The organism is Erwinia psidii (assembly GCF_003846135.1).
Classification (GTDB): Bacteria; Pseudomonadota; Gammaproteobacteria; order Enterobacterales; family Enterobacteriaceae; genus Erwinia; species Erwinia psidii.
Genome location: NZ_RHHM01000001.1, coordinates 522,520 through 547,701 on the forward strand (window position 1 = coordinate 522,520; position 25,182 = coordinate 547,701).

Annotated in this window: 24 protein-coding genes and 1 pseudogene; 5 read left to right on the top strand and 20 right to left on the bottom strand. The window is 52.1% G+C overall.

Going from position 1 to position 25,182, the window contains the following annotated elements; translation table 11 throughout:
• Nucleotides 1-192: 192 nt before the first annotated feature.
• The 14 genes and pseudogenes from tnpA to cysG all read right to left on the bottom strand — a co-directional run bounded on the left by tnpA (nt 193) and on the right by cysG (nt 12,406).
• Nucleotides 193-596: pseudogene (tnpA, locus tag EB241_RS02220) on the bottom strand (IS200/IS605 family transposase).
• Between the two features lie 165 nt (nt 597-761).
• Entirely contained in the window at nt 762-1,754 is a 993-nt protein-coding gene (gene rpoS, locus EB241_RS02225) for an RNA polymerase sigma factor RpoS (protein WP_124231574.1), read from the bottom strand.
• Nucleotides 1,755-1,804: 50 nt separating this feature from the next.
• Nucleotides 1,805-2,932: a murein hydrolase activator NlpD gene (gene nlpD / locus EB241_RS02230; protein WP_124231575.1), complete on the bottom strand. Its 1,128-nt coding sequence runs from the start codon at nt 2,930-2,932 to the stop codon at nt 1,805-1,807.
• A gap of 149 nt (nt 2,933-3,081) precedes the next feature.
• The gene (locus tag EB241_RS02235; RefSeq protein ID WP_124231576.1) at nt 3,082-3,708 is read right to left on the bottom strand and encodes a protein-L-isoaspartate(D-aspartate) O-methyltransferase; all 627 of its coding nucleotides are present in this window, start codon (nt 3,706-3,708) and stop codon (nt 3,082-3,084) included.
• Nucleotides 3,702-4,463 carry a 5'/3'-nucleotidase SurE gene (gene surE, locus EB241_RS02240; protein ID WP_124231577.1) on the bottom strand — a complete coding sequence of 254 codons (762 nt, stop codon included), beginning with the start codon at nt 4,461-4,463 and terminating at the stop codon, nt 3,702-3,704. Before surE ends, EB241_RS02235 begins: the two co-directional genes overlap by 7 nt.
• A 435-nt stretch (nt 4,464-4,898) precedes the next feature.
• Nucleotides 4,899-5,948, bottom strand: coding sequence for a tRNA pseudouridine(13) synthase TruD (gene truD / locus EB241_RS02245; protein WP_124231578.1), 1,050 nt, complete (start codon nt 5,946-5,948; stop codon nt 4,899-4,901).
• A complete protein-coding gene (gene ispF / locus EB241_RS02250; RefSeq protein WP_124231676.1) occupies nt 5,948-6,427 on the bottom strand; it encodes a 2-C-methyl-D-erythritol 2,4-cyclodiphosphate synthase in 480 nt (159 codons plus the stop codon). The genes truD and ispF overlap by 1 nt, the downstream gene beginning before the upstream one ends.
• Nucleotides 6,427-7,143: a 2-C-methyl-D-erythritol 4-phosphate cytidylyltransferase gene (gene ispD / locus EB241_RS02255; protein WP_124231579.1), complete on the bottom strand. Its 717-nt coding sequence runs from the start codon at nt 7,141-7,143 to the stop codon at nt 6,427-6,429. The genes ispF and ispD overlap by 1 nt, the downstream gene beginning before the upstream one ends.
• A 3-nt stretch (nt 7,144-7,146) precedes the next feature.
• On the bottom strand, nt 7,147-7,467 hold the full coding sequence (gene ftsB, locus EB241_RS02260) for a cell division protein FtsB (RefSeq protein ID WP_124231580.1): 321 nt from the start codon (nt 7,465-7,467) through the stop codon (nt 7,147-7,149).
• A 187-nt stretch (nt 7,468-7,654) separates the two neighbouring features.
• Nucleotides 7,655-7,975 (bottom strand): DUF3561 family protein, encoded by a 321-nt coding sequence (locus tag EB241_RS02265; RefSeq protein ID WP_124231581.1) that lies wholly within the window; start codon nt 7,973-7,975, stop codon nt 7,655-7,657.
• 55 nt (nt 7,976-8,030) lie between these two features.
• Nucleotides 8,031-8,636 (bottom strand): adenylyl-sulfate kinase, encoded by a 606-nt coding sequence (gene cysC / locus EB241_RS02270; RefSeq protein WP_124231582.1) that lies wholly within the window; start codon nt 8,634-8,636, stop codon nt 8,031-8,033.
• Nucleotides 8,636-10,063 (bottom strand): sulfate adenylyltransferase subunit CysN, encoded by a 1,428-nt coding sequence (gene cysN, locus EB241_RS02275; protein ID WP_124231583.1) that lies wholly within the window; start codon nt 10,061-10,063, stop codon nt 8,636-8,638. The genes cysC and cysN overlap by 1 nt, the downstream gene beginning before the upstream one ends.
• Nucleotides 10,064-10,072: 9 nt before the next feature.
• The gene (gene cysD / locus EB241_RS02280; RefSeq protein WP_124231584.1) at nt 10,073-10,981 is read right to left on the bottom strand and encodes a sulfate adenylyltransferase subunit CysD; all 909 of its coding nucleotides are present in this window, start codon (nt 10,979-10,981) and stop codon (nt 10,073-10,075) included.
• A gap of 9 nt (nt 10,982-10,990) precedes the next feature.
• Nucleotides 10,991-12,406: a siroheme synthase CysG gene (gene cysG / locus EB241_RS02285; protein ID WP_124231585.1), complete on the bottom strand. Its 1,416-nt coding sequence runs from the start codon at nt 12,404-12,406 to the stop codon at nt 10,991-10,993.
• A 324-nt stretch (nt 12,407-12,730) separates the two neighbouring features.
• Between cysG and EB241_RS02290 the strand changes: the two genes are divergently transcribed.
• Nucleotides 12,731-13,015: a YciI family protein gene (locus EB241_RS02290; protein ID WP_124231586.1), complete on the top strand. Its 285-nt coding sequence runs from the start codon at nt 12,731-12,733 to the stop codon at nt 13,013-13,015.
• A gap of 316 nt (nt 13,016-13,331) precedes the next feature.
• On the opposite strand, the gene cysH is transcribed toward EB241_RS02290, so the two are convergent.
• From cysH to cysJ, 3 genes are read right to left on the bottom strand one after another with little or no spacing between them, the layout of a single operon-like run.
• The gene (gene cysH / locus EB241_RS02295) at nt 13,332-14,063 is read right to left on the bottom strand and encodes a phosphoadenosine phosphosulfate reductase (RefSeq protein WP_124231587.1); all 732 of its coding nucleotides are present in this window, start codon (nt 14,061-14,063) and stop codon (nt 13,332-13,334) included.
• Nucleotides 14,064-14,075: 12 nt separating this feature from the next.
• Nucleotides 14,076-15,791, bottom strand: coding sequence for an assimilatory sulfite reductase (NADPH) hemoprotein subunit (gene cysI / locus EB241_RS02300; RefSeq protein ID WP_124231588.1), 1,716 nt, complete (start codon nt 15,789-15,791; stop codon nt 14,076-14,078).
• Complete coding sequence (gene cysJ / locus EB241_RS02305) at nt 15,791-17,596, bottom strand: NADPH-dependent assimilatory sulfite reductase flavoprotein subunit (RefSeq protein ID WP_124231589.1); 1,806 nt, start codon at nt 17,594-17,596, stop codon at nt 15,791-15,793. The genes cysI and cysJ overlap by 1 nt, the downstream gene beginning before the upstream one ends.
• A 305-nt stretch (nt 17,597-17,901) precedes the next feature.
• Here cysJ and queD point away from each other — a divergent pair, with 305 nt between their 5' ends.
• A complete protein-coding gene (gene queD, locus EB241_RS02310; RefSeq protein WP_124231590.1) occupies nt 17,902-18,261 on the top strand; it encodes a 6-carboxytetrahydropterin synthase QueD in 360 nt (119 codons plus the stop codon).
• A 32-nt stretch (nt 18,262-18,293) separates the two neighbouring features.
• Here the strand turns inward: queD and queE are convergent, their stop codons facing one another.
• The gene (queE, locus tag EB241_RS02315) at nt 18,294-18,965 is read right to left on the bottom strand and encodes a 7-carboxy-7-deazaguanine synthase QueE (protein ID WP_124231677.1); all 672 of its coding nucleotides are present in this window, start codon (nt 18,963-18,965) and stop codon (nt 18,294-18,296) included.
• A 470-nt stretch (nt 18,966-19,435) separates the two neighbouring features.
• On the opposite strand from queE, the gene EB241_RS02320 reads away from it, so the two are divergent.
• Entirely contained in the window at nt 19,436-20,479 is a 1,044-nt protein-coding gene (locus tag EB241_RS02320; protein ID WP_124231591.1) for a metallophosphoesterase, read from the top strand.
• 273 nt (nt 20,480-20,752) lie between these two features.
• Nucleotides 20,753-21,208 carry an RICIN domain-containing protein gene (locus tag EB241_RS02325; protein WP_124231592.1) on the top strand — a complete coding sequence of 152 codons (456 nt, stop codon included), beginning with the start codon at nt 20,753-20,755 and terminating at the stop codon, nt 21,206-21,208.
• A gap of 243 nt (nt 21,209-21,451) precedes the next feature.
• On the opposite strand, the gene EB241_RS02330 is transcribed toward EB241_RS02325, so the two are convergent.
• On the bottom strand, nt 21,452-23,338 hold the full coding sequence (locus tag EB241_RS02330; RefSeq protein WP_124231593.1) for an acyltransferase family protein: 1,887 nt from the start codon (nt 23,336-23,338) through the stop codon (nt 21,452-21,454).
• 280 nt (nt 23,339-23,618) lie between these two features.
• On the opposite strand from EB241_RS02330, the gene EB241_RS02335 reads away from it, so the two are divergent.
• Complete coding sequence (locus EB241_RS02335) at nt 23,619-23,882, top strand: hypothetical protein (protein ID WP_124231594.1); 264 nt, start codon at nt 23,619-23,621, stop codon at nt 23,880-23,882.
• Between the two features lies 1 nt (nt 23,883).
• Here the strand turns inward: EB241_RS02335 and eno are convergent, their stop codons facing one another.
• On the bottom strand, nt 23,884-25,179 hold the full coding sequence (gene eno, locus EB241_RS02340; RefSeq protein ID WP_124231595.1) for a phosphopyruvate hydratase: 1,296 nt from the start codon (nt 25,177-25,179) through the stop codon (nt 23,884-23,886).
• Nucleotides 25,180-25,182: the final 3 nt, after the last annotated feature.

Consider the following 25,182-nt stretch of genomic DNA (forward strand, 5'->3'; position numbering starts at 1 on the left):
CTGCGTTTCTGCTGGTACAGCGCGCCGATGAGTATTATGGAGATGGATAAGCAAAGTAATACTGGCAATGCCCCAGGACGTGGGTTTCAGTAAGAAGTAAAGGGCCACCGTCTCAGAAGGTGGCTTTTGAGAATGCCCACTGAAAGGGGCGCTATTGTCAATTTTCGATTACCACTCTAACCATTCCATTTGCTACGCATCTGTTTGTTCCGTTTTCTCCTGATGCCTCACATACCGTCTGATCATTTCCCCGTTCCCCCCCGACATTATCTACAAACCAGCCACGTGACCAAAAGTGGTTGCGCCATAAGGTCTTTCGTTTGTGTGGGAAACGATTGTAGAGCCTGATTGCGCTGCGGCCTTTCAGATGCCCTATCAGAGTTGATATCGGGATTTTCGGTGGAACTGTTACAGCAGGATGTTCGTGATCTGGCTGAACATTCAGCTGCCAAACCTCACCATTTTTTATCCCACAGAGAATCCAGATTCTCCTGTAAGGTCACATCTTTCAGGATCCTGAAGCGGTACTTTGCCGTCCAGACTGTGTGGTATTTACAACGCCAATATACATCTTATGAACGCCTGTAAAACCCCATGTCGGTTTGTCTCCTTTTACCTGTGGTGATATTGCGGCATGGGCATTATTCAGACTAAAGCCTTACAGGATCAGTCACCACTTCTTCAACAGGTGGGTTAGGGACGACAATAAAAAAGGCGACCCGTTGGTCACCTTTTGCGCATTAAAAAAATGCCGTGTCTGTTTATTCGCGAAACAGAGCCTCGATGCTCAGTCCCTGACCCTGCAATATTTCACGCAGCCGACGGAGACCTTCCACCTGAATCTGTCGGACACGTTCGCGTGTCAGACCTATTTCGCTACCCACATCCTCTAATGTCGCCGCCTCATAGCCTAACAGGCCAAAACGACGTGCCAACACTTCGCGCTGCTTGGCATTCAGTTCGAAAAGCCATTTAACGATGCTTTGTTTCATGTCATCGTCCTGAGTGCAGTCTTCCGGGCCATTATCTTTTTCGTCGGCCAGGATATCCAACAGCGCTTTATCAGAATCCCCACCCAGCGGCGTGTCAACTGAAGTGATGCGTTCGTTGAGGCGCAGCATACGGCTAACATCGTCAACGGGTTTATCGAGCTGTTCAGCAATCTCTTCTGCACTTGGTTCATGGTCCAGTTTATGGGCCAGCTCACGCGCCGTGCGCAGATAAACGTTCAGCTCTTTAACAATATGGATCGGCAGACGGATCGTTCGGGTCTGGTTCATAATAGCCCGTTCGATAGTCTGGCGGATCCACCAGGTCGCATAGGTTGAGAAACGGAACCCTCTTTCAGGGTCAAATTTCTCAACCGCGCGGATTAACCCAAGATTACCTTCCTCGATCAGATCCAGCAAAGCCAGACCACGATTACTGTAACGACGGGCGATCTTTACGACCAGACGTAAGTTACTTTCAATCATACGGCGACGGGAAGGGATGTCACCACGTAAAGCACGACGAGCGAAGAATACCTCTTCTTCAGCCGTAAGCAGTGGAGAATAACCAATCTCACCAAGATAGAGCTGCGTGGCATCAAGTACGCGCTGTGTTGCGCCTTGCTGCAACAGCTCTTCCTCTGCTATGTCGTTGTCAGCAGGATCATTTCCGACAAGAGCCTTCTCATCAAAAACTTCAGCTCCGTTTTCGTCGAATTCCGCATCTTCATTTAAATCATGTACTTTTAGCGTATTCTGGCTCATAAGCGGCTCCTACCCGTGATGTCAGGGCAGAACACCAAGGTTCTGCCGGATTATCGCTGCGGTAAATAACGCAACGGGTTTACGGATTTCCCCTTGTAACGTATTTCAAAGTGTAATCTAACAGAACTGGTGCCTGTACTACCCATAGTCGCAATCTTCTGACCCGCTTTTACTTCCTGCTGTTCGCGAACCAGCATTGTATCGTTATGAGCATAGGCACTCAGGTAATCATCATTATGTTTGATGATAATCAAATTACCGTAACCGCGCAGCGCATTCCCGGCATACACAACACGCCCTGAAGCGGTTGACAGGACGGGTTGTCCTCGCGATCCCGCGATATCGATGCCTTTATTGCCGCCCTCAGAAGCAGAGAAGTTATCGATAATCTTACCATCGGTTGGCCAACGCCAGCTTCCCACAGGAGTTGTGCTGTTCGTTGTACTGCTGACGGTCGGTGCAGTAACCGGCGCTGTCGTCGTTGCAACAGTATTTGTGCCGGATGAAGGTAACATTTTGCCTTCATTTGGTTTACCTGAATCTTCAGAATACGTAATAACAGGCTGATGTGCAACCGTTGCTCCTCCGATTTGTCCTGGAGAAGTTTTAGTCACCAGACCGCTGGCTTTATCATCGGCGGCGGTAATGGCATTACCGCCGGTCAGCGTTCCACCGGAACCATTGCTGACCTGCAACTGCTGACCAACATTCAGGCTATATGGTGCGGGAATATTATTACGCTGGGCTAAATCGCGGAAGTCATTGCCAGTAATCCAGGCAATGTAAAACAGCGTGTCTCCATGTTTAACCGTATAACTCTGTCCACTGTAACTGCCTTTTGGAATGTTGCCGTAGGCACGGTTATAGACAATTCGTCCATTTTGAGTAACCACGTTTTCATTTGAGGCGGCGGTGGGTGTTACCGCCGTGTTAACCATGCTGGGTTGATTAACGGAAATTGATGGAGGGGGAGAAATCAGTCCACCGCCGCTACCGCCACCAATGCTCCCTGAATTGCTGCCCATATCAGTGCTGTTGCTCATACCACCACCGTTGTCACCACCAACGGAACTGATAGGAGCCTGTGTGCCGTTACCGGAACAACCAGCCAACCAAAAACTAACCAGCGAAATAGCCACAATATGGCGCAATTTAAATCCCGGGCTTCCCGTGCTCATCTACATCCCCCAATACGGCAATACAGTGTTAACTGGCAGCACAGGTGACACTCTGCCCCGCGTCAGTAGTAATAAAAACCTCAACTTACGAGATAGTAACAACATCGCAGGCAGGGTGCCAATTCACAGATGTATACAATTGCTAATGGTCAGGCCAGATCGCCTTTTACCAGAGGTACAAATCTGACTGGTTCTATAATTTCCACTGCAAACTCGTTGGCCTTACGGATAACACGCTTAAGTTGCTGCTGCTCTTCACCGACGGGCAGTACCATAACCCCGCCCTCATTCAGCTGCGACATAAGATCCCTGGGGATTTCCGGTGGCGCGGCAGTCACAATAATGGCATCAAAAGGGCCACGAGCCGCCCAACCCAGCCAGCCATCACCGTGGCGGGTAGACACATTATGCAGATCGAGTTGTTTTAAACGACGCCGGGCCTGCCACTGTAGGCCTTTAATGCGTTCAACAGAAAAGACGTGCTCCACCAGATGAGCCAGAATAGCGGTTTGATAGCCCGAACCGGTACCTATCTCCAACACCCGTGACGTTGGCGTTAAACCCAGCAGCGAGGTCATTTTAGCGACCATATAAGGCTGGGAGATAGTTTGCCCGGAACCAATGGGTAATGCAGTGTTCTCCCAGGCCTTGTGCTCAAACGCTTCATCAATAAAACGCTCACGCGGCACGTCCTCAATCGCCTTTAACAGCCGCTCGTCGTCTATGCCCTGCTGACGCAACTGTAACAGTAGCGTTTCGATGCGCCGGCTCACCATTTGCCACCGATCTCCACATGCGCCAGCCAGCCAGCGACTACATCCTGTGCGCTGTGAGCAGTTAAATCAACATGCAGCGCGGTAACAGAGACATAGCCCTGGTCAATGGCAGCAAAATCGGTGTCCGGCCCGGCGTCCAGTTTTTCCCCCGGAGGCCCAATCCAGTAAAACGTATTGCCACGTGGGTCAAGCTGAGGGATCGCCCGATCGCTGGGATGACGGCTACCACAGCGCGTCACCCGGATACCTTTAAGCTCGGTAAGAGGCAGGTCAGGCACATTGATATTGAGAATGCGACCGGTTCGCAGTGGCTCACGCTGTAAGGCTCGCAGAAGAGAACAGGTCACCGCCGCCGCCGTTTCGTAGTGTTGATGACCATTAAGGGAGACGGCGAGCGCGGGCAACCCAAGATGACGCCCCTCCATGGCAGCCGCGACCGTGCCGGAGTAGATCACGTCATCTCCAAGATTAGGCCCGGCGTTAATCCCGGATACCACAATATCTGGTTTCGGGTTCATCAGCGTATTGACGCCAAGCCATACGCAGTCAGTTGGCGTGCCCATCTGAACGGCGATATCGCCGTTAGGATAGTTGAAGGCACGAAGCGGGGTTTCCAGCGTCAAAGAGTTGGATGCCCCACTGCGATTGCGATCGGGAGCCACGACCTGCACGTCAGCAAATTCCCGTAACGCCTCTGCCAACACCTGAATGCCCGGCGCATGAATGCCATCATCATTACTGAGCAATATTCGCATCTGAAACTCAACCTCTTGATTTATTCTTTTCTAACGCCGAAATACGCTACCGCAATCCTGCCGGGTTAACAAAACCGCTGCCGCTGTAGTAAGACAAAGGGCAAATTCCGGGCGCTGGTCGGATATTCTATCGCGTGGACGCGCTCAGTGGTAGGAGCAACAAACAGCGGAAATACCCCTTGCTGTTTTTTATAACGTTAAACGGATAATAACCACAGTGCCGTTGTATTGCTCACCGCCAGTCAGGAAAAATGTTATAACATTATGAATAAGAAGCTGAATGCATTCAGACGGTGCGCAACTAACGTTAATTATGCAGATAAGAACGGTAATAAAGGAAAGGCTTGCGTTTACAAAAGCAGATTGCAGGCAGGAACTCAGAATGACCATTGAGCTGACAGACAGTCCGTTATCATGTTCAGCCCGTTAGCAACGCTATTCATCGACCGCCGCATCGCCGTCTTTTTGCTGCAAAACTTCGCGCAACACGCTGGTGGCAAAACTGCCAGCGGGTAACCAAAACGCCAGCTCAACGTTAGCATCATCCTGCCAGCACCAGCGTAAATCGCGAGGTATCAACAGCATCGCACGACGGGCAGCCTCCACGCCTTCACGCTCCAGCAACCCCCTCAGCAGGAGATCATCGCTCAGGCAATGTTGTTCAAACGCCAGTGCAGCATCCTCGCTTCCCCATGCTCCCTTGCCAGGTAAAGGCGCGGTGATCCGCAGCTCGTTGTCGTTGATCCGCGTTTGCAGCGCTGCCATGTCGTCCTGTTGCGCCACAAACCAGCTGCCACGGCCAGTCAGCTGTAGCGCATCGCCGGCCATCAGCGTACACAGCGAGTTCTGTTGCATCAGACGCTCGCTAACAATCTGATTGAACAATGCGCTTCGGGCCGCCGAGAGCAAAAAGCTACGCTTGTTACGCTCACGGACCGCGATGTCGTTCGCTGCCCAGCGTGTCGCCATCAACAGGTTATTGCCATTATGTCCAAAACGCTGCATACCAAAATAATTTGGCACCCCGGCGGCCACAATCTGTTGCAGCCGTTTTTCAACCTCATTACGATGCGAAATCTGGCGGAGCACAAGTCGAAAAGCATTGCCCTGCAGCGCACCGGTGCGGAGTTTACGCCGGTGGCGGGCACTTTCCAGCACCTCACAACCATCAAGCTGAAAAGTGGAGAAATCAGGCGTCTCTTTGCCCGGTATACGCAGGCAGAACCACTGTTCCGTTACCGCATGGCGATCTTTCATCCCCGCAAAGCTGACATCGCGGGGATGAACACCGGCAAACTTTGCCAGAGCTTCAGCCACAAAGCGGGTGTTACAACCGATCTTACGCATGCGCACCAGCACCTGCTCACCCTCTCCATCCGGGCGGTAGCCAAGATCTTCGATAACGATAAAATCTTCAGGATTTGCCTTCACCACGCCCGTGGCAACAGGCTGTCCATGCAGCCAGCGCAGATCGGTAAAATCCATTACTTTTCCACCCTGAACAGCATCGCAACCGCCTCACAGGCAATGCCTTCACCGCGACCGGTAAAGCCCAGTTTCTCCGTGGTAGTAGCCTTGACATTCACTGCATCCATATGGATAGCCAGATCTTCTGCAATATTTACGCGCATCTGTGGCACATGCGGTAGCATTTTGGGTGCCTGGGCAATAATGGTGATGTCAACATTACCCACGCGGTACCCTTTTTTCCCGATCTGATGCAGTGCTTCACGCAGCAGTATCCGGCTGTCGGCACCTTTATAAGCCGCATCGGTATCCGGGAAGAGTTTTCCAATATCGCCCAGCGCCGCCGCACCCAGCAATGCATCGGTCAGTGCGTGCAGGGCCACATCACCGTCTGAATGAGCCAGTAGCCCCTGTGGATAAGGGATGCGTACACCGCCAATAATCAGCGGGCCTTCACCACCAAATGCATGAACATCAAAACCGTGGCCGATACGCATCATGCGCTCTCCTTATTGTTTAATTGGGTCAGGTAAAACGCCGCCAGCGCCAGGTCTTCCGGCCGAGTGACCTTAATATTGTCGCTGCGACCGGCCACCAGCTGTGGCTGATAGCCACAATACTCCAGTGCGGAAGCTTCATCGGTAATTCTCGCGCCCTCACGGAGGGCTTTTTGCAGACAATCACGCAGCAGTTCCAACGGAAAAAGCTGTGGCGTCAGCGCGTGCCACAGCGCCTCGCGATCCACCGTGTGGGCAATCACCGGTTTACCCTGTGCCGCACGTTTCATGGTATCGCACACCGGGGCGGCAAGTATTCCGCCCACATCGCAGGTTGCGGTGATTGCCAACAGGCGCGTCAGGTCATCGGGATGCAGGCAGGGGCGTGCGGCGTCATGCACCAGCACCCAGCGGGCGTCAGAAGCCACCTGCAACCCCGCAAGAACAGAGTCGGCACGTTCTTTACCGCCTGTCACTACGGTAATACGTGGATCGGATGCGATGGGCAGGCCCGCAAAGTAGGGGTCGATGGGGTTAATGGCGACAATGATACGACTGATGGCCGGATGGACCAGCAGGCTGTCGATGGCGTACTCAAGAAGGGTTTTGCCCCTGATGGTCAGATATTGCTTGGGATGCTCTGACCGCATACGGCTGCCAATCCCAGCGGCGGGGACGACGGCAATGATGCCCGGAAATAAACCTGCGATATTCATTAATTACCGTTGCTGGCTGTTCAGATTACCCTGCTGCACGTTTCGTTTGTTCTGATCCGGCACCAGGCGATAGAAAGTCTCACCGGGTTTAATCATTCCCAGTTCATTACGTGCGCGCTCCTCAATTGCTTCAGAACCGCCGTTAAGGTCGTCGATTTCTGCAAACAACCGATCGTTTCGCGCTTTAAGCTTGGCGTTTATGCTCTGTTGCGCCGCAACATCTTCATTCACGCGTGTATAGTCATGTATGCCGTTCTTGCCCAGCCAGAGCGAATATTGCAGCCAGCAAAGTAAAGCAAGTAACAGCAGCGTCAGTTTTCCCATCCCGCCTCCCGAAAAACGGCCTAATCATCCCATAACTTTCCATCCGACTCCACTACGCCGGTTAAATAGCCGCAAAGTGGCGAACCACGGAACAATTACCAGCCAGGCGAGCACTGTCTGGCAAGATTTTGTAACCGGAGTAAGTAATCCGACATCAGTTTCGGGCGAGGTAATGGCCGTTTTTCACTTACCAGTTGCTGAGCAGCATGAAAAGTAGCCAGAAAAGAGCGACCACCAGTAGCACCGTGAGCAGCAACGTCCAGATAAGATGACCACGCAGCAATGCGCCGGTGGCAATGCCAATCAGGACAGAGGCCGGAAGTAGCGCAAGAAAAAAGGGCCAGGTATAAAGAAAGAAAAACAGGGTATTGGAACCATAAAGCAGGAACGGGATGGCGAGGGCGAACCAGTAAGAAGCGAAACCAACCATTCCACCGGGAAAGGACCAGGAGATATCCTCCTGGTTATGATCGTCTTTGCGGGCCAGCATGGGCGTAACATTGTGCATAAGTATCCTGTTGACGCGAAAACGTTCCACCCGGAGGCGGTTCATTATGGCTATCTCAGGGCCTGATAATATCGTGCTCACGCAGCAGATCTAACACTTGAACCAGCAATTTTGTTACCAATTGTTCACCATCAAGATGCAGTTCCGCAGCGTGCGGCACCTCATAAACGGCGTCTATTCCGGTAAAATTACGCAGTTCGCCGGCACGGGCTTTTTTATACAGTCCCTTGGGATCGCGCATTTCGCAGGTAGCAAGGGGCGTATCAACAAAGACTTCGATAAAACGCCCCTTCCCCAACATATCCCGCACCATCTGGCGCTCTTCCCGATGGGGTGAAATAAAAGCACTCAGTACCACCAGCCCGGCGTCAACCATCAGCTTAGCGACCTCCCCAACCCGGCGGATATTCTCTTTACGATCATCGTCGCTAAACCCCAGATCGCGGCATAAACCGTGGCGCACATTATCACCGTCCAGCAGATAGGTGCTGACACCCAGTTGATGGAGTGCCTGTTCCAGAACGCCTGCCAGGGTGGATTTACCTGAACCGGAAAGTCCGGTAAACCACAACACCACCCCCTGATGACCGTGGATCTGCTCACGTTCGGCCCGCGTTACTGTATGGCTGTGCCAGACAACATTTTCATCATGCTGCGCCATTACTGACCGCCTGAAATATCGCGGGCACCCCAGTGAGGGAAGTGGCGACGCACCAGCGCATTAAATTCCAGTTCAAAAGCGCTGTAATCTCCTGCCCCCTGCACCACGTCGTGCTGTGGTTCATGGATCATCCCGGCCCCGACCGTGACATTAGTCATACAATCGATAAAGATCATGCCGCCGGTCACCGGGTTTTGCTGGTAGCTGTCCAATACCATTGGCTCATCAAAAACCAGATCCACCAGGCCAATACCGTTCAGCGGCAGGCTCTCCGCGCTACGCTGTTTCAGGCTGTTGATCTCCACCTGATACTGAATTTTTTCCACCCTGGCGCGGGTCTTTTTCCCGGCAATTTTGATGTCGAAGCGCTGTCCCGGGAGCAGGGGCTGTTCCGCCATCCATACCACATCGACACTGGCTGCCTGCACCGGTTTCAGCTGTGCATCACTCTCCACCAGCAGATCGCCCCGGCTGATATCGATCTCATCTTTCAGCACTAGCGTAATCGCTTCACCCGCCTGTGCCTGATGCAAATCACCATCAAAAGTCACGATGCGGGCAATGGATGATTCCACACCCGATGGCAATACTTTTACCCGCTGCCCAACCTGCACAACGCCTGAAGCCAGCGTACCGGCATAGCCACGAAAATCCAGGTCCGGGCGGTTGACATACTGTACCGGGAAGCGCATTGGCTGCTGCCCGACGCCGCCGGTGACTTCAACCGTTTCCAATACGTCAAGCAATGTCGGACCGTTATACCAGCCCATTACGTCGCTCTGACTGGCGACGTTTTCTCCTTCCAGCGCGGAAATCGGCACAAAGCGGATGTCCAGATCGCCGGGCAGCTGGCTGGCAAAATCCAGATAGTCCTGCCTGATCTGCTCAAAACGTTCTTCGCTGTATTCAACAAGATCCATTTTGTTAACCGCGACGATCAGATGCCTGATGCCCAGTAAGGTGGAGATAAAGCTGTGACGGCGGGTTTGGTCCAGCACGCCTTTACGGGCGTCGATTAACAGGATAGCCAGATCGCAGGTAGACGCGCCGGTCGCCATGTTACGAGTGTACTGCTCGTGCCCCGGTGTGTCGGCAATAATGAACTTACGCTTTTCGGTAGAAAAGTAGCGGTAGGCCACATCGATGGTAATACCCTGCTCACGCTCCGCCTGAAGACCATCCACCAACAGCGCCAAATCCAGCTTTTCGCCCTGCGTGCCGTGACGCTTGCTGTCGCTCTGTAACGATGAAAGCTGATCTTCGTAAATCTGTCGTGTGTCGTGCAACAGCCGCCCAATCAGCGTGCTCTTACCATCGTCGACGCTGCCACAGGTGAGAAAGCGCAACAGACTTTTATGTTGCTGAGCATGTAGCCAGGCTTCCACGCCGCCCTGATCGGCAATTTGTTGTGCAATGACGTTATTCATGTTGGCTCCTCAGAAATAACCCTGGCGTTTTTTCAGCTCCATCGAACCGGACTGATCGCGATCGATCACCCGGCCCTGACGTTCACTGGTGGTGGAAACCAGCATCTCTTCAATAATTTCAGGCAAGGTCTGCGCCTGAGATTCCACCGCGCCGGTAAGCGGCCAGCAGCCCAGGGTGCGAAAACGTACCATCCGCTGTTTAATCTCTTCGCCGGGCTGTAAGTCAATCCGCTCATCATCGATCATCATCAGCATACCATCGCGCTCCAGCACCGGACGGCTGGCAGCCAGGTACAGGGGAACGATCTCAATGTTTTCAAGAAAGATGTACTGCCAGATATCCAGTTCGGTCCAGTTTGACAGCGGAAAAACCCGGATGCTTTCACCTTTGTTGATCTGGCCATTGTAGTTGTGCCACAGCTCAGGACGCTGGTTTTTTGGGTCCCAACGGTGAAAACGATCGCGAAAGGAGTAGATCCGCTCTTTGGCGCGGGATTTTTCTTCATCACGACGGGCACCGCCAAAAGCGGCATCAAAACCGTATTTGTTCAGCGCCTGCTTCAGCCCTTCCGTTTTCATGATGTCGGTATGTTTGGCACTGCCATGCACAAAGGGATTGATCCCCATCGCCACGCCTTCAGGATTGCGATGCACCAGCAGTTCGGCACCGATCTGCTTCACCGTGCGGTCGCGGAATTCATACATTTCCTTGAATTTCCAGCCGGTATCAACGTGTAACAGCGGGAAAGGCAACGTGCCTGGCCAGAACGCCTTACGCGCCAGGTGCAGCATCACCGAAGAGTCTTTCCCGATGGAATACATCATCACCGGATTACTGAATTCTGCTGCCACTTCACGGATGATATGGATACTTTCCGCTTCCAGTTGACGCAGATGGGTAAGTCGTTTTTGATCCATACTCTTTCCTCAAGCCAGATTGACAACGGCGGACTCACGCCCGGCCTGCTGTGCTGAATGTTGAAACCACGCCAGTTGCTGATGCAGATTGACCACTTCACCAATTACTATCAGTGCTGGCGTGGGTGCGCGTTGCGCGAGTTCATCGAGTGCTTCCAGCGTGCCGGTCAGCACCTGCTGATCCTGACGGGTACCACGACCAATTACCGCCACCGGCGTTTGGGCATCCCGGCCATGCGCAATCAGTTGGGCTGCAATTTCTGCCGCTTTTACCGTACCCATATAGATAGCCAGCGTCTGTCTGGCTCTGGCCAGTGAAGGCCAGTCCATCTCTTCGCCACCGGCACGGCAATGACCGGTAATAAACAGGGCGCTCTGGGCATGATCGCGGTGGGTAAGCGGGATCCCGGCATAAGCCGTGGCACCGGCCGCGGCCGTCACGCCCGGTACCACCTGAAAAGGAATTCCTGCCGCGACGGCAGCCTGTAACTCCTCGCCGCCGCGCCCGAAGATAAAAGGGTCGCCGCCTTTCAGACGTACCACCCGTTTGCCTTTTTTCGCCAGTTCCACCAACAGCCGGTTGGTTTCCTCCTGCGGCACGCTGTGAGCACTGGCGCGTTTACCCACGCAAATACGATCGGCATCACGACGGACCAAATCCAGTACCTCATCACTGACCAGATGATCGTAGAGCACAACATCTGCCAGCTGCATAACCTGCAAGCCACGCAGCGTCAGCAGTCCGGCATCCCCAGGCCCCGCCCCCACAAGGATGATCTCTCCCTGGCTGGTATCAGGATTATCCAGCTGCTGGTCAAGCGTACGCTTCGCACCGGAGACATTGCCAGAGGCTATCTGGCTGGCAAACAGGCCATTAAAAGCAGTCTCCCAGAAGCGACGGCGCTGGGACATCTTGCTGAAACGTTGTTTAACTTTATCCCGCCACTGTCCGGCGATTTCCGCCATCTGACCAAGATTACCGGGCAACAGTGCTTCCAGCTTCTCACGTAACAAACGGGCCAGCACAGGGGCCGTACCGCTGGAAGAAATCGCCACCACCAGCGGGGAACGGTCGACAATAGAAGGAAAGATAAAAGAGCATTTCGGCTGATCGTCTACCACATTGGCGAAGAGACGGCGTTCACCTGCATCTGCATAAACACGGCTGTTAAGCTCACCATTATCCGTTGCGGCAATCACCATCCAGACATGATCCAGCTGGCTGCACTGATATTCTGTTGCCAGCCAGTCAACGGCACCGCTGTCATGCAATGCAGTCAGCTCTGCCCCCAGCTCACGTGCAACGATTTGCGCCCGTGCGCCCGCGCGACGCAACAATTCAATTTTGCGTGCGGCCACATCGCCGCCGCCAACAATCAGCACCGGTTTATCACGGATGTCGGCAAAAATCGGGAGATAATCCACGTAAGCCCTGTCGTATATAACAAAAAGTTCACGAGACTATACGGCTCTGACAGAAGGCTTTTGAAATTACTAATTGGAATGAGTAGTTACCGAATGGAATAACAATATGGCTAAGCTAAGAAAAAAATGTGCTTAACGGTGTATATTCAGGCCATTATGCATAAATCAAATTTTGCCACGGCGATCATACTTTGCGTTCAAGAAGAAAATTTTTCCCGTCGGTGGCAACCCAATGGTCACTTGATAAACTTCACCGGTCATGCATGTCACCAGCCGTTGAGCGACTGACATATTTCATCATCACAGGTTTAAGGAGCCATAAAGATGTATATCATCAGCCTGAGTTACACCCGTCCCATGGCAGAAGTCGAGGCCTTACTGGATGCACACATTAGCTGGCTGGATCGCTATTTTGATGCAGGCGCGTTCATTGCCGCAGGACGTAAAGATCCTCGTACGGGCGGTGTGATTATCGCCAGCGATATCGACCGTGACCGGCTGGATGCGATTCTGGCAGAAGATGCCTTTCAGGCCGTGGCCAGCTATGAGGTGATAAAAGTCAATGTAACCCGTGCAAACGATGAAGTGGCGGGATTGATGGTGCGCTGATCCCCGCCGGCGGGAGAGTAAAAACCGCCTTTATGGAAGGCGGCTTTGATCGCGCCCCGCAGGGACGTACTCAAAACCCGACAAAGAGGCCTCTGCCTGTGCTACCAGATTTAGCCCCTGAGATAACATGGCAAAGCCAAAACCTGTTGTTAACCACGCCAACAGGATGTGGTTTTTAGTGAGTATTAAAAAAGAAAACCCGGAAAGCAGTCTGCCTTCCGGGTCCGTTTATACCAGCCTGACAGTGTGTCGCGGACTGAAATATTGACGTCAGAGACGTCAATGAAGGCAGAGGTTCAGACGCACAGCAGCAACATTACTCGTGCAGCCCACATTCCCGTTTAAGGCCAAAAAAGCGGGTTTCTTCTTCTGCCATCCCCGGCTCCCATTTGCGCGTGGTGTGGGTATCTCCCACCGACAGGTATCCCTGATCCCATAGCGGATGATAATCAAGGCCATTATCTTTAATATACTGATAAATTTGCTTATTATCCCAGTCAATGATCGGCAATACCTTGAACACGCCACGCCGGATAGCCAGTACTGGCAGATTCGCCCGACTGCCGGACTGCTCACGCCGCAGCCCGGCAAACCAGGTCTGTGCATTAAGCGCTGTCATCGCGCGGTTCATCGGTTCGACTTTGTTGATGTGGTTATAGCGCTCAATCCCTGCCACTCCCTGTTCCCACAGCTTGCCGTAGCGGGCCTCCTGCCAGGCCGCGCTCTGTTCAGCGCGAAAAACCTTCAGGTTAAGATGCAGCTGGTCTGTCAGACGGTCGATAAACTGATAGGTTTCAGGAAACAGATAGCCGGTGTCGGTGAGAATAACCGGAATGTCAGGCTTAACCCGGCTGACCAGGTGCAGGCTGACCGCCGCCTGGATACCAAAGCTTGAGCTAAGCACCGCTTCCCCAGGCAGATTTTCCAGCGCCCACGACACCCTCTCACACGCCGACAGTTTATCCAGCCGGTTATTTATTTCTGCCAGCGCCATTACCCGCTCCACCTTTGGCAGCCCGTTCAGTGCAGCGAGATCGAGTACAGCCATAACACGCCTCCGTTATTGCCAGAAATCACGGGCAGGGTCGACAACCGGTTTCACAATGCCCACCCGCACGGTGAAATCACCAAAGCCTTCTTCACCTTCACGCTCTGCTGACCAGCGTGCCACCAGTTCATCAAGGGTAGACAAAATTTCATCTTCGGTAATGTTCTCACGGTACATCCGCGGAATGCGCGTGCCAGTGCGATTTCCTCCCAGATGCAGGTTGTAGCGGCCGGGCGCCTTACCTACCAGGCCGATCTCCGCCAGCAGCGCACGACCACAGCCGTTCGGGCAGCCAGTTACACGCAGCACAATATGCTCTTCACCAACGCCGTATGTGCTCATGATGCCTTCCACACGGGTAACAAATTCCGGCAGGAAACGCTCGGCTTCCGCCATCGCCAAGGGGCAGGTGGGAAAAGATACGCAGGCCATTGAGTTTTCACGCTGGGTACTGACACTTTCCATCAGACCGTGATCCCGCGCCAGCTGCTCTATCCGTGCTTTATCTGTTTCAGGCACGCCCGCCACAATCAGGTTCTGATTTGCCGTCAGACGGAAATCACCCTTATGCTCTCTGGCAATTTCCGCCACGCCGGTTTTCAACGGACGCCCCGGATAGTCGAGCAGACGGCCATTTTCAATAAACAGCGTCAGATGCCACTGATCATCAATTCCCTTCACCCAGCCAAAACGATCGCCACGGGTGGTAAATTCGTAAGGGCGGATCGGCGCAAAAACGATCCCGGCGCGGCGCTCAACCTCCGCTTTAAATGTCTCCACGCCCACCCGCTCCAGCGTGTATTTGGTCTTGGCGTTTTTACGATCGGTGCGGTTACCCCAGTCACGCTGGGTCGTCACCACCGCTTCTGCAACCGCCAGGGTTTTATCCAGCGGCAGATAGCCAAACTCGCTGGCGGTACGGGCATAGGTAGCTTTGTTGCCGTGATCGATGGACAGACCACCGCCAACCAGCAGATTAAAACCGACCAGCTTGCCCTCTTCAGCAATGGCGATAAAGTTCAGATCGTTAGCGTGCAGGTCGACATCATTGTGTGGCGGCACCACTACGGTGGTTTTGAACTTACGTGGCAGATAGGTTTCGCCGAGGATCGGCTCCTTATCGGTGGTGGCCACCTTTTCCTGATCCAGCCAGATCTCCGCATAGGCGCGGGTTTGTGGCAACAGATGTTCAGAGATCTTCTTCGCCCACTCGTAAGCTTCCTGATGCAGTTCAGACTCCACCGGGTTTGAACTGCACAGTACGTTACGGTTAACGTCATTTGCCGTTGCCAGCGCATCCAGCCCCACTTCGTGCAGCATCTGATGTACAGGCTTAACATTACCTTTCAGAATGCCGTGAAACTGAAAAGTCTGGCGATTGGTCAGGCGAATGCTGCCATAAAGGGTGTTTTCTTCAGCAAATTTATCAATGGCCAGCCACTGCTGCGGTGTAATAATGCCGCCCGGCAGACGGCAGCGCAGCATCATGGCGTGACGTGGCTCCAGCTTCTGTTCGGCACGTTCGGCGCGAATATCCCGGTCGTCCTGTTGATACATGCCGTGAAAACGGATCAGCAGAAAGTTGTCACCGGTAAATCCCCCGGTCAGACCATTCTGCAAATCATCGGCAATGGTGCCACGCAGGTAGTTGCTCTGTTTTTTCAGGCGCTCAGCATCGGTCAGTTTACCTTCAACCACCAGCGGCCCCGGATGTTTGTCATTGCTCATTAGTAAACGTCTCGCTGATAACGGCGCTCAATGCGCAGCTCACTTAAAAATTCATCGGCGGTTTCCGGGTCCATCCCGCCGTGTTCGGCCACCACATCCAGTAATGCCTGTTCAACATCCTTCGCCATGCGATTCGCGTCGCCGCAAACATAAATATGGGCGCCCTGCTCGATCCAGCGCCATACCTCGTCGCCCCTGGCGCGGATTTTATCCTGCACATATACCTTGTGTTGCTGGTCGCGGGACCAGGCAAGATCGATATTGGTCAGCAGGCCATCTTTCACATAGCGCTGCCATTCCACCTGATAGAGAAAATCTTCGGTGAAATGGGGATTACCAAAGAACAGCCAGTTTTTTCCTTCCGCGCCGTCACTGTCGCGCTGTTGCAGGAAAGCCCGGAAAGGCGCAATCCCGGTACCGGGGCCAATCATAATCACTGGCGTTTGCGGATTTGCCGGTAAACGGAAGTTATCATTGTGTTCAATAAATACGCGAACTTCACCCTCTTCTTCCAGGCGATCGGCGAGGAAGCTGGATGCGCCACCAGCACGGGCACGCCCTTCGATTTCGTAGCGCACAACCCCGACGGTAATATGCACTTCGCTCTCATTTTCAGCCTGCGACGACGCAATCGAGTACAGACGCGGCGTCAGTGGACGTAGCAGCGCGATAAGTTGTTCGGAATGCAATGACACAGGCGCCTGGCGCACCATCTCCACAACGGGCATGGTCTGGGCGTAATGTTGTAACCCGCTCCTGTTGGCGGACAGCGCCAGCAGTTTTTCATCACCTGCCAGTTTGCCGTACTGTTCAACAATGTGCGGCGTATTGACTGTCAGCTCGAAATATTTTTGCAACGCCTCTGCCAGTGGCCAGGACTTGCCATCCAGCACAACCGTTTCGTCACCCTTAAGCTCCAGCAGTGCCAGTAATTCATTTACCAGGGCAGGATCGTTCTCATACCATACGCCCAGTGCATCACCGGGCTGATAGCGTAGCCCGGAGTCACCCAGATCGATTTCAATATGGCGCACGTCTTTATCTGAGTTTCGCCCGGTGATTTTCTGATTCACCGCCAGGCTTGCCGTCAACGGCGCATCTTTGTGCCACGGGCTGGAGGAGATTTCATTGACGGAACCCGCTGCATGAGCGACAGCCTGAGACGGCGAGTCAGCTGGCACGCGGCTTTTTAGTATCGTCACCAGCTGGCTACGCCACTGTTCAGCTTCAGCGGCATATTCCACATCGGCATCCACGCGCGCCAGCAGGCACTCACCGCCCAATTCCTGCAGTCTGGCGTCGAAGTCTTTCCCCGCCTGGCTGAAAAACGCATAGGAAGTATCACCCAGACCAAATACGGCAAACGCCGTGTTGTTGAGCTTTGGCGCTTTTTTCGACATCAGGAATTTATGCAGCGCCACGGCTTCTTCCGGTGGCTCCCCTTCGCCCTGCGTGGAGGTGACGACAATCAGTAACTTTTCCTGAGCAATCTGTTTGAATTTATAGTCACCAGCGTTGACCAGATTGACACTGAGTTTGGCTGCCAACAAATCATCGCGTAGTTGCTCCGCCAGACGACGGGCATTGCCGGTTTGTGAGGCAGAAAGTATTGTCACGCCGGGCATTTCACGCGGCGCCGGTGCACCACTCGCCAGCGGATGCTGAGGCTGACTGACCATGCCCCAGAAATAACCAGAAAGCCACGCCAGTTGGGTGGTGGAAAAATCACCCGTCGCCGCCTGAAGGCGGGCGAGTTGTTCAGGGCTGAGCGGGAGCAGAGGTCCCGGAGGTGCCTGTGTCGTCATGAAGTCGCGTGTTCCAGTGAGCGGCGCGAGGCCGTAGAGTCAGTGAGATGGCATAAGGGTAACGACTGGCATAATAACCCTTAAATAAGGGTTGGTAATAATAAATAACCAAAATGACTAAACGCTTTTTCCAGTAAAGGATAGCGGTAAAACAAATTAGCTAATTTTCTATATATCAGTGGCTTATCTTAAGTGATATTTCCCGGTTCTGTCTTAAGGTGGAAAAAGCTGCGAAACGGGTGCGAAAAAAGCGTTTTTCCGTTAGACTTCGCCGGTTTTTTTCAGGAAATAACCGGGACTGTTCTATGGCTACTACGCTGTTTAAAGATTTTCAATTCGAGGCGGCTCACCACCTGCCTAATGTTCCCGCCGGGCATAAATGCGGGCGTTTGCACGGACACTCTTTTCTGGTGCGGCTGGAAATCACCGGCGAAGTGGATGAGCACACCGGCTGGGTGATGGATTTTGCCGAACTGAAAGCAGCGTTTAAACCTGTTTATGATCGTCTGGACCACTACTATCTGAATGAAATTCCGGGGCTGTCCAATCCGACCAGTGAGGTATTGGCGAAGTGGATCTGGGAGCAAATGAAGCCCACGCTGCCGCTCCTTAGTGCGGTTATGATTAAAGAAACCTGTACGGCGGGCTGCGTTTACAAAGGATAATCACCGTCTGGCGAAAAACCGCCGGATGGTTATCAGGCGATGTTCAGGTATTTATGGGTCTGCATCGACAAACGCCAGTTACGTGCAATACAGGTTTCGATGCACAGCCGGGTGGCATCTTCTTTCAGGCTGATGGGTTGCAGTGCCACAATGCGGTTCTTGTCATCATGCAGGGTTGACAACAGCAAATCCAACGCGTCCACATCGCGCTGTCGCGCCACCGGGTGTTTCACTTCATCAGCACGTACCAGCGCCTGGTTAAGCACGTCATAACCACCCCGCATATTTACCTTTGGCGAAACGGTAACCCAGGTTGCAGCACTGCAACGCACCGGATGCGTGCCGCTGGTTTCAATCTGGCAACTGAAGCCGTGCTGTTCAAGATAGTCTGTCAGCGGCACCAGATCATAAATGCAGGGTTCCCCCCCGGTGATCACCACATGCTGTGCAGTCCACCCCTGCTGCGTTATCACTGCCAGCAAAGCCTCCGCGTTCGCCGCGCCCCATGCATCAGACTCGACGGTCTTTTGCAGAATATCGCCTAAATCCGTTTCCCGGTTGGCCTGCTTATCCCAGGTGTGTTTGGTATCGCACCAGCTGCAACCTACCGGGCATCCTTGCAGACGGATAAAAATGGCCGGGACGCCGGTATAAAAACCTTCGCCCTGTAATGTCTGGAACATCTCATTAATCGGGTACTGCATCACGTTATCAATTGCCGTTGGAAAACAGGGGCTGGGAGTATGCCAGAAAGCCATCTTATAACCAAACGGCATCGTGTGGTGGTAGACTCATATGCCAGGGTGCCAGAGTACAGACGTTAAGATATCTACACTTTCTTGCATGGAAGCAATCTTTCTTGACTCAAGTTAACTATGCCTTTCATCCCTTACTTAATATCATAAATTAGCCTGCATAATAAAAAAACAACATCACCTTACCTTTTAGAATAAAATTATGTTTTTATTACGAAATATATTTTTATTTCAAAATATTTACGAGATAAAAAATAACACTATCCGATTCAGGATAAGGGAAATAATGCAGCATTAATTTATAAAATAATTACCATTGCAAAAAATTTCAACGTATCTGATAAACCCCACGCGCAGATAATTATGATTACAAATCTTAGAAAAAATAAAAGCACCATGAAAAAAATAAGGAAACCACGTTGTCAACGTTTATACTTATCTCATTATTGATGCCCGTTATAGCAAAAGGTTCAGCAACGGACAGGGTTAGTGATTCAACCAGCAATGACACTGTTGATTCAGCTACTGTCTCCCTGAGTTCAGGGGACGACAATCAACCTGAAGTCGATGTCTCCAGTTTACTTACAGATGGACCTACACCCTGTGTACCTGTCATTATCAAGGCGGGTGACGCCAGTTCATTTGATTATGCGGTGCTCGCCGACCCTCAGGGTTTTCGTCTGATGTCAGGAGGCGATCCTAACAGCGAAAGTGCGAATGGCGAGGAAGGGAAACGAATCAACACTAATTTAGTCCGTTCATTAAATACCAGCAACGCAACCACAAAATTAGCCTTTGGTATTATTAATGGTGATATTACTGAATTTGGACGAGCAAACTCATGGAAGGCCTTTTTCAGAATATATAATAATATGAATTTTAGTTACCTTTTCGGGCTGGGAAATCACGACTATCAGAGCAATGCCGCAAACTGTTTTGACTCGAACTATATGACCATAGATGGTTGTGCTATACGCTCAGTATCTAATATGGTACGGCAGTTTTATCACTATAAAAACAATATAAAATTGAAAAACTTCTCTGCTGACTGGACCGATGGGCGTGGCAGTATGGCCTACTCATGGGGTTATGGCGGCGTTCATTTCGTTCAGCTACAAAATCACCCAAATTATCAGGTCAGACTGAACGGAACAGGGGGCAACACCTGTTATGATATTATTCCATCCCTCACATGGCTTTCCGATGAGTTAAGAAAAGCACGCCTGCGTGGTATTAAGAACATTATTCTTAATATGCATGAGTATCGCGATCATTTCACCAGATCCTCCAACGCTTACGCCAGGCAGCAGTTTCAGGCAATTATGCTGACCTACAAACCGTTAGCTGTCTTTGTCGGTCACACACATTATTTTTTACGCAGGACACACACCAATGACAGCTTTTATGGCAACACCACGGTTTACACCACCGGGCGGCCTTTGATGGAAAATACCATCAGGTAAATTACAATGCGGGTAAACTGATCGTTAAAGAAATGGATGTCATCACCGGTACTCCCAGATTATTAAAAACGTATACCGAAACCAGCCAGAAACTAACGCCAATATGTAAACTACCCGGCACTTCAGGTAGCGCGGCGAAATTTATATGAGTACATTTATGCCTGATAAACCACAATGGAATCTTAACCAGGTGTTAAGATCCAAAAAAACGCTGATGCCAACACGGCGGGGAAAGCCTATATGCGTTACTGAAATGAGGGCAACCCTTATCAGATTTGGGGCTTTGAAAAAGCGCATGGTAATGATACGCCAGAATTTAATTCATGGTATTTGATACGTCAGCTTAAAACAGGAAGAGTGCTTGACAGTAACGCAACAGGTTCAGTCTATACAAACTATGCCACTAAAGAGAATTATTACCAGCAGTGGCGTCCCGTCAAAACGGAACGGGGAGAAATGCTGCTGGTAAACCGTGCCACAAATCGGGTTCTGGATGGCAATGGCAGCCTTTTATATACCAATCCGGGCTACGAAATGTTTAACCAGTATAAAGTATGGAAAGTAAGCCACGGCTGGAACAGAACCGCGCCAGCAAATGTACGTTATTTTGAGGCAAAGACTAACGATTCATGGCAAGAACCCAATCCTTCAGGAAAACAGAGTAACTCGCACTGGACATATCTGGGAGAGCATCATTTGCTGTCACCTTCCGCCTGTACAGGCTGGTAGTTATCCGCCACGTCGGATCGTCACATCACCGTATTGATGGAGTTCGCATCAGTTTATGGCCATTAAAAAACGGGAAAAGGCTACACCGGACAGGCTTTATCGCTAATACTGAGCGTCTTTCGCTACCTGAGTCAGGCATTATGCCTGACTCAGGCTCAGTTTGAGGGCCGGAGGTGCAAAGCGCCTTTTCCCCACAGATGAACAGTGCAGCAGGCGCCCAGCCTCTGTCCACCCGCAGCAGATTTACATAAAGTTGTCCTGATGCATCTCCTGTATTGCCTGCCCCACAACATCCTTCGCGCCACTCAGCGTCAGATGACCATAATCATTGGAGATAGGATGGCCATCTGAGGCCAGTCCACGGCAAACATCGCCAGAGCAAATAATCGAGTAGACCGAAATATAAGGCACCTGCATATCCTGCATTGCCTGCTTCATCATTTGATCGGTCACTTTTATGCTGCGATCGATAGAAGAGGCCACCAGATCCTTCCTGCCGTCAGTCTGGTAGGCCAGCAAATCTGGCAGTGCCTCCGAATACTCAATGGTCGGCCCCATAACGATAATGTTATCAGACACCGTTTTCAGATGTTTCAGCGTCGCTTTTAGCGGCGCAATATCTTCCGGCAACCAGCGGGCAGAGATAATCACACCATCAATTTTATGATTGGGTATCCAGGTTTCATACAGGTCATCTACCAGCTCGGCGCAGGGGTTTCGCAGCGCCTGATGATAAAGCGGTTTACAACCGGCCGACGTTGCCTGAATAACATTTATCCCCTCGCCCGCTGCCAGGCTGAGCGCCCGCCAGATATGAGCAGCATGACTGTCGCCGATCAGCACATAGTTCTTCGCGGTGGCGGACATTTTCAGACAGAAATCGCGATCGAAAGGCTTATCCTCCTGGCTCTTGCCATCAACAAAACAGCGTCCGGGACGGTACTGGTAGCTGAACTCAGGCATATCTTTGTACTGGGAATAGTTCGCCAGCGCCAGCGCTTCAGCGGAAAACTGCCCGGCATTGTTGCTTACGTGCCCTTTGTAGAACGTACCGGAAACCATCATCACCAGTGCGATGACCGATGCCGTGACAATCCTGGCTGACGGTAACACCGACAGCCTGTAGCGAAACGGGATCTCAATCAGATAGCGGGAGATCACGGCGAGGCCGAGTGTCAGGGCCACAATGATCCCCTCACGTAATCCCGGAGCAAAGTTAAAGAACATCCGGCTGTAAACAATAACAGGCCAGTGCCATAAATAGAGACAGTATGAAATCATGCCGATGTAAACCACCGGCTTTTGTGCCAGCACACGGGAAACCACCGCCTGCTGTCCTGCGAGGATAATCAGAAAGCTTCCCAGACACGGCCAGAGCGCGTTCCACGCCGGGAAAGGTTTACTGGTATCCAGCCACAGAAAACCAAACAGGATCAGGGCCAGCCCGGTAAGACTCATCAGATGTTTTACCCGCCCGGAAAGCTTCACCATCTTCGCTTCAAGGCCGCCCACGGCAATCAGCCCCCCCAACGCCAGCTCCCACGCCCGCGTTGGCAACATATAGAAGGTGAAGGTCGGCTTGCGCGTTACCGCATAAATGCTGAGAAGCAGCGAAACACCGATAATTAACAGCATCACCTGTACCGCCCGCTGACGAAAAAAACGTACCACAAACAGCAGGATCACCGGAAATACAATATAGAACTGCTCTTCCACCGCCAGCGACCAGGTGTGCAACAACGGTTTCAGCTCAGCCGGCCCGGCGAAGTAGCCGGTGGTTTTCCAGAAGAAAATATTGGAAGAGAAGAGCAGCGCGGCCAGCGAGCTGTTGCTGAGATCGTTGAACTGCATAGGCAACAGGTGGTAATAGCCAAAGGTCAGCGTCGCCAGTAGAACCACAAACAGTGGAGGAAGAATACGCAGGCAGCGCCGCTTATAGAAATCCAGATAAGAGAAAGTGTTCTGAACAGCACCAGAATAAATAATGCCGCAGATCAGATATCCTGATATGACAAAAAAAATATCCACCCCGGTGAATCCTCCGGGTATGCCGCCGATCCCCATGTGATAAGCAATCACTGGCAATACCGCCAGCGCCCTCAACCCATCCACATCTGCCCGATATTTCATTATTACGTGGTCCTGATTACATTTAGTTACCGGGAATTTACATAAAATGAACTGATAATTCTGCGAGTATAACGCAAATCAGAGCAATCCGTAACACCAGCAAAAAATTTCTAACCTGATGATTAAATTGAGTTAAACCCGCTAATCTGACGGTATGAAGCGCGCCTTTTCAGATTTTCCTCACCCCCATTTATTGCTGCAAACGATGAATTTGTTTCGTTTCTGCTGCGGAACGCATTTTTTATCTCTACCTGTTTCCCGGCGGCAATGAGCCGTTGGTATGCTGAAAAACACTCTCAGTTTGCCGCTGGATGAGTCTGGTCAGCGCCGCTGGCCTGCGATCAATGTTGCGGCAGAGAGGATGCTGGTTGCAGCAAGCTGTTCAGCCGGGGCGGTTGTCCGCGTACCGGAGGTGCAGGGCACCTTCCATCAGGGCACACTGGTCTCTGGCAGCGTGCAAAAAGCGCAAAAAAAAGCCCGGACGGAAGTCCGGGCTTTCTGGTCCAACAAGTTAACTCCGGGCTCTGCACCCGGATTTCAGTAACTTACTGACCCTTAACTTCTTTCAGACCGTTGAATGGCGCACGGCTGCCCAGCGCCTCTTCGATACGGATCAGCTGGTTGTACTTGGCAACACGGTCAGAACGGCTCATAGAACCAGTTTTGATCTGGCCCGCAGCAGTACCTACCGCCAGGTCAGCGATAGTTGCATCTTCGGTTTCACCTGAACGGTGAGAGATCACTGCGGTATAGCCAGCATCTTTCGCCATTTTGATCGCAGCCAGAGTTTCGGTCAGAGAACCGATCTGGTTGAATTTGATCAGGATGGAGTTAGCGATGCCTTTATCGATACCTTCTTTCAGGATCTTGGTGTTGGTGACAAACAGATCGTCGCCAACCAGCTGGATTTTGTCGCCCAGTACTTTGGTCTGATAAGCGAAGCCCGCCCAGTCAGACTCGTCCAGACCGTCTTCGATAGAAACGATTGGGTACTGTTTAGTCAGATCTTCCAGGAAGTGCGTGAACTCTTCAGAGGTAAAGGCTTTGTTGCCTTCGCCAGCCAGCACGTATTTGCCGTCTTTGTAGAATTCAGACGCTGCACAGTCCATCGCCAGAGTGATGTCTTTGCCCAGCTCGTAGCCTGCTGCTTTTACCGCTTCAGCAATAACAGCCAGCGCTTCGGCATTGGAACCCAGGTTTGGCGCATAGCCACCTTCATCACCCACTGCAGTGCCCATGCCTTTAGACTTCAGCACTTTTGCCAGGGTATGGAACACTTCAGAACCCATACGGATGGCTTCTTTCAGGGTTTTTGCGCCCACTGGCTGGATCATGAACTCCTGGATGTCGACGTTGTTGTCGGCGTGCTCACCACCGTTGATGATGTTCATCATTGGCAGCGGCATAGAGAATTTGCCCGGGGTACCGTTCAGTTCAGCGATGTGCTCATACAGCGGCATGCCTTTCGCAGCAGCAGCGGCTTTAGCCGCAGCCAGAGAAACCGCCAGGATGGCGTTGGCGCCGAACCTGGATTTGTTCTCAGTGCCATCAAGCTCGATCATGATTTTATCGATGTTAGCCTGATCTTTTGCATCTTTACCGGTTACCGCGTCTGCAATTAGGCCATTAACGGCGGCAACGGCTTTGGTTACCCCTTTGCCCAGGAAACGGGATTTATCGCCATCACGCAGTTCCAGTGCCTCACGTGAACCTGTAGACGCGCCTGATGGCGCGGCAGCCATACCGACGAAACCGCCTTCCAGATGCACTTCTGCTTCAACGGTCGGGTTACCACGAGAGTCGATGATTTCGCGACCGATGACTTTAACGATTTTGGACATTAG